This is a genomic window from Mesorhizobium sp. M2A.F.Ca.ET.042.01.1.1 (genome assembly GCF_003997405.1).
GTDB lineage: Bacteria > Pseudomonadota > Alphaproteobacteria > Rhizobiales > Rhizobiaceae > Mesorhizobium.
Genome location: NZ_RZRX01000361.1, coordinates 1 through 4,656, shown reverse-complemented (window position 1 = coordinate 4,656; position 4,656 = coordinate 1). Strand labels below are relative to the sequence as shown.

General features: G+C 66.2%; 3 protein-coding genes. 2 read left to right on the top strand and 1 reads right to left on the bottom strand.

From position 1 onward, the window contains the following. A partial coding sequence (locus EOA23_RS31725) for a bifunctional diguanylate cyclase/phosphodiesterase (protein ID WP_145966543.1) occupies nt 1-1,729 on the bottom strand: 1,729 nt, incomplete at its 3' end. 119 nt (nt 1,730-1,848) lie between these two features. Here EOA23_RS31725 and xseA point away from each other — a divergent pair. Both xseA and EOA23_RS31715 read left to right on the top strand, forming a co-directional pair. Next, nucleotides 1,849-3,414 carry an exodeoxyribonuclease VII large subunit gene (gene xseA / locus EOA23_RS31720; protein WP_127306998.1) on the top strand — a complete coding sequence of 522 codons (1,566 nt, stop codon included), beginning with the start codon at nt 1,849-1,851 and terminating at the stop codon, nt 3,412-3,414. Between the two features lie 7 nt (nt 3,415-3,421). After that, nucleotides 3,422-4,540, top strand: coding sequence for a P1 family peptidase (locus EOA23_RS31715; protein WP_127306997.1), 1,119 nt, complete (start codon nt 3,422-3,424; stop codon nt 4,538-4,540). Nucleotides 4,541-4,656 lie beyond the last annotated feature (116 nt).

Here is a 4,656-nt window from a genome sequence, read left to right as displayed (position 1 = left end):
AGCCGGCATCGCGCAGTTGCATCGGCGAGATGTTGACGGCGATCCAGGGAAGTTCGGTCCCGGCGGCAAAGCGGCAGGCTTCGCTTAGCGTCCATTTGCCGAGCTCGCCGATGAGGCCGCGCTCCTCGGCAATCGCGATGAACTGCGCCGCGGGCAAGGCGCCGTGCACCTCATGCCCCCAGCGGATCAGCGCTTCGGCCCCGAGAATCCGGCGGCCGTCGGCCGCGAAAACCGGCTGATAGGCGAGCTTTATGCCGCCCTCGCCCTCCAGCGCCTTGCGGAGTTCCGACTCGACCTTGCGCTTGCGCAACAAGAGATCATCCATGTCGCCGGCGAACACCTCGTAGCGGTCGCGACCGTTCTTCTTGGCCTCGTAGAGCGCGATGTCGGCCTTGCGCAGCAGGTCGTCGGCATCCGCATCAGACCCGGACGAGAGCGCGATGCCGATGCTCGCGCCGACGAAGACCTGGTCGCCAATGAGCCTGAATGGCTCACGCAGCTTCATAAGCAGCCTTTCGGCGATATCTTCGGCGCTTGCGACGTCGGGAATGTCGAGCAGGATGACAGCGAACTCGTCGCCGCCGAGCCGCGCGACGGTATCGGCTTCGCGGATCGTATGCTTGAGCCGCGCCGCCGTCTGGCGCACGAGCTCGTCGCCGGCCGGATGGCCGAGCGTGTCGTTGATATGCTTGAAGCGATCGAGGTCGAGGTAAAGCAGCGCCACGCGCGTTCCGTCCTGGCCGGCGAAGAGCAGCATGCGCCGCAATCGGTCCTCGAACAGCGCCCGGTTGGGCAGGCCGGTGAGCGTGTCGTGGAAGGCGAGATATTGCGCCTGGTCCTGGCTGGTCTGCAGCGCGGTCGAGGCGCGGCGCAATCGGCGCAGCAGGAACACCAGAACGCCGCCCGCCACGAGCAGCGCGATCGCCAAGGCCGGAGCGATCTTGCGCACCAAGGTGAGGCCGGGCCGCAACTGGTCCCAGCCGATATAGCCGAGTATCACGCCACGCGAATCGACCAGCGGCACGGCGGCCGGGCCAACCGGCTCGGACAACGGCACCAGGCGCGCGCCATCGAGCAGGTATTTGGCCGCGATCTTGCCGATGACGGCATCGTTGATGAACTCGACCGAGATATGCACATATTCCGTGCCAGGCGCCTGGCTGACGCGATCCGTGCTCGGCACCAGCGGCATGACACTCAGGATCGCGGGCTTCCCCTGGAGCGAGACAAGATCCTGCGCGACCATCTTGGCCGGCTGGCCGGAGGCGTCGGCCTTAGGCGGTTCAGCCAACATGCGGCGCAGCTTGTCGACGGTCGGCCGCAATTCCGGCTGGTCCTCGCCGAAAGCCGACGCCGCGACGACCTTGCCTTCCCGCATGGCGTGGATCGCATGGTTGGCGGCGTCGAGGATGTAGACCCGGTTGTGGCCGTAGTAGCTGTACATCCAGGTGCTGAGGTTTTCCTCGATCCAGGCCTGATTGCCCGCCCTCACATTGGTTACCGAGTCATCCCAGACCGTCACGCTTTCCTGCTCGCGCTGAACCGTGGCAATCTGGTCGTTCAGCCCATCGGCGATGAAAATCTTCTGCCGTTCGAGTGAAGCCTCGTCGGCCTGATTGGCGGCGTAGAAGCCGAAGCCGACGACAATCGCCAACGTGAGAGCGGCAAGCGTCAGCACGGTCAACGTGACCTGGTGCGTCAACGGGCTGCTGTCGTGGCGTGCGCTCATGCGTTCCGGGCCGGCTCTCCTGCCGCCTGTCAAATCAAATCGGGCTTAAAATCACGTTATAATATTAGCAGGTTTTCTCCATGCTTGACGCGGGCCGATAAGCGTTCCCCAATCGCCAAATGAGTGAAACAGCAACCGAATCACGCAGCAACGCCACCGAATACACGGTGAGCGAGATTTCCGGCGCGCTGAAGCGCACTGTCGAGGACGCCTTCGGCAATGTGCGGGTGCGCGGCGAGATTTCCGGCTATCGCGGCCCGCATTCGTCCGGCCATGCTTACTTTGCCTTGAAGGATGACCGGGCGCGGATCGATGCCGTGGTCTGGAAGACCACCATGGCGCGGCTGAAATTCCGCCCCGAGGAAGGCATGGAGGTGATCGCCAGCGGCCGGCTGACGACCTATCCGGGCAAATCCAACTACCAGATCGTCATCGACAATCTGGAGCCGGCGGGCGCCGGCGCGCTGATGGCGCTGCTCGAAGAGCGCAAGCGCCGGCTGCAGGCCGAAGGCCTGTTCGACGCCGGCCGCAAGCGGCGGCTGCCCTTCATGCCCAAGGTCATCGGCGTCGTCACCTCGCCGACGGGCTCGGTGATCCGCGACATCATCCATCGCATCAAGGACCGGTTTCCGCTCCATGTGCTGGTCTGGCCGGTGCGGGTCCAAGGCGAGACGACGGCCAAGGAAGTCACCGCGGCCGTCAACGGCTTCAACGCGCTGACTTGGGACGGACCCATCCGCCAGCCCGACGTTTTGATCGTGGCGCGCGGCGGCGGCAGCCTCGAAGACCTCTGGGGCTTCAACGACGAAGGGCTGGCACGTGCCGTCGCGTCGTCGGCCATCCCGGTGATCTCGGCCGTCGGGCACGAGACCGATACGACCCTGATCGACTTCGTCGCCGATAGGCGCGCGCCAACGCCGACGGGCGCGGCCGAGATCGCCGTGCCGGTCAGGGCGGACCTGGAGGCCACCTTGGCCAGCCTTGGCGCTCGGCTCAATGCCTGCGCTTCGCGGCATCTTGAGCGTAAACGCCAGGCGGTGCGCGCGGCGGCGCGCGCGCTCCCCTCGCCCGACCAGTTGCTGGCGCTGCCGCGCCGCCGTTTCGACGATGCGACCAGCCGCCTCGGCCGCGGGCTGACGGTGAATATCGAGCGCAAGCGGGCGACGCTTGAGCGGCAAAGGCTGACGCCGGCGACCCTGTCGCGACGCCTCAACGAAGCGCGCACGCTGACCGGTCGGGATATCGCGCGAGCGCGGGCGGCGTTCTTCGCCATCGTGCGCGAGCGGCGCCAGCGCTTCCAGCGCAATTCGACGCGCCTGTCGCCGGCGCCGATCGTGCGGCGGCAGAAGCTGCAGGCCGACACATTGGCCGGACTGTCGCGACGGCAGGACCAGGCGCTGGCGCGGCGGCTCGACCGGCTGCGCGCGGCGCTGACCCAGGCCGACCGACTTTTGTCGACGCTGTCGCACAAGGCCGTGCTGGCGCGCGGCTTCGCGCTGGTCAAGGACACCGAGGGCGCCGTCATCAAGCGGGTCGCGGAGCTGGCGCCGGGCGCGGCGCTGCAGCTTGAATTCGCCGATGGCACTGCCGAGGCCATCGCCACCAGCGGCGGCGCGCGGCCGAAGCTGGCCGCGAAGCCGTCCGCTAAGGCCAGGGAGCCGGGCAATCAGGGCTCGTTGTTCTGAGGTTTGGATGAGCAGCCACGACCCGCATCTTCGCACGCCTTCCGGCAAGCCGCGCCTGCGCTCCTTCGGCATCGAGCTCGATGGCACGCCAGGCCGTTTCAACGCCATCACCGACGTTCCAGGCGTGTCGGTGGGCTACACGACGCTGATTTCCGGCGACGGTCCGTTGCGTGTCGGCAACGGACCGGTGCGCACCGGCGTCACCGCGATCCTGCCGAGGCCGGTTCAGGAACTCGCAACGCCGGTTTTCGCCGGCGTGTTCAGCCAGAATGGAAATGGCGAGCTGACGGGCACGCATATCATCGAGGAGACCGGCGCCTTCAACTTCCCGGTCACCATCACCAACACGCATTCCTGCGGCGTCACCCGCGACGCCACGCTGCGCTGGATGCACAAGGTGCTGCCAGCCGCGCTCGACACAGGCTGGGGCCTGCCTGTGGCGGCCGAGACCTATGACGGCTTCCTCAACGACATCAACGGCCATCATGTGAGTGTGGAGCATGTCGTCGCCGCGCTCGACAGCGCCGGCGGCGGCGGCATCGAGGAAGGCAGCGTCGGCGGCGGCACCGGCATGATCACCTTCGGCTTCAAGGCCGGATCCGGCACCGCCTCGCGCATCGTCGCGTGGCAGGACAGGCGCTACACGGTGGGTGTCTTCGTGCAGTCGAATTTCGGCAAGAGGCACAATTTCACCATTCGCGGCCGGCGCATCGGGCAGGCGCTTGTCGACCCGCCGATCCGCGAGGCGACGGCGCGCGCCGAAAAGGGTTCGATCATCGCCGTGGTCGCCACCGACGCGCCGTTCCTGCCGCATCAGATGAAGCGACTCGCCCGGCGCGTGCCGCTCGGCATCGCCATGACCGGCGGCTATGGCTACCACAGTTCAGGCGATATCTTTCTGGCGTTCTCGACCGCCAATCCGGGGGCGGCGCTTGGCGCTTCAGGGCGCATCGGACTGGCGGAGTTCATCCCCGACGTCGACATCGATCCGTTCTTCGACGCGGTCGTGCAAAGCGTCGAGGAGGCGATCCTCAACGCGCTCACCGCCAATGAGGACATGACGGGACGCGACGGCAATTTCGTGCCGGCGCTGCCGAAGGGCTGGCTAAAGGAGAAGTTCGGCTAGAGTGTTTCACCGTTTCACGGAAACGGCGAACCACTCTATCTCCTTGTTTTTACGCAATTCCAGGAAAAGCGTGAGCGGTTTTCCGTCCGGAATTGCGTAAAAACAAGGAGATAGAG

Excerpts from the sequence above, each read along its gene's own strand:
- xseA (WP_127306998.1), top strand. The coding sequence starts at position 1,849 with ATGAGTGAAACAGCAACCGAATCACGCAGCAACGCCACCGAATACACG.
- EOA23_RS31715 (WP_127306997.1), top strand. The coding sequence starts at position 3,422 with ATGAGCAGCCACGACCCGCATCTTCGCACGCCTTCCGGCAAGCCGCGC.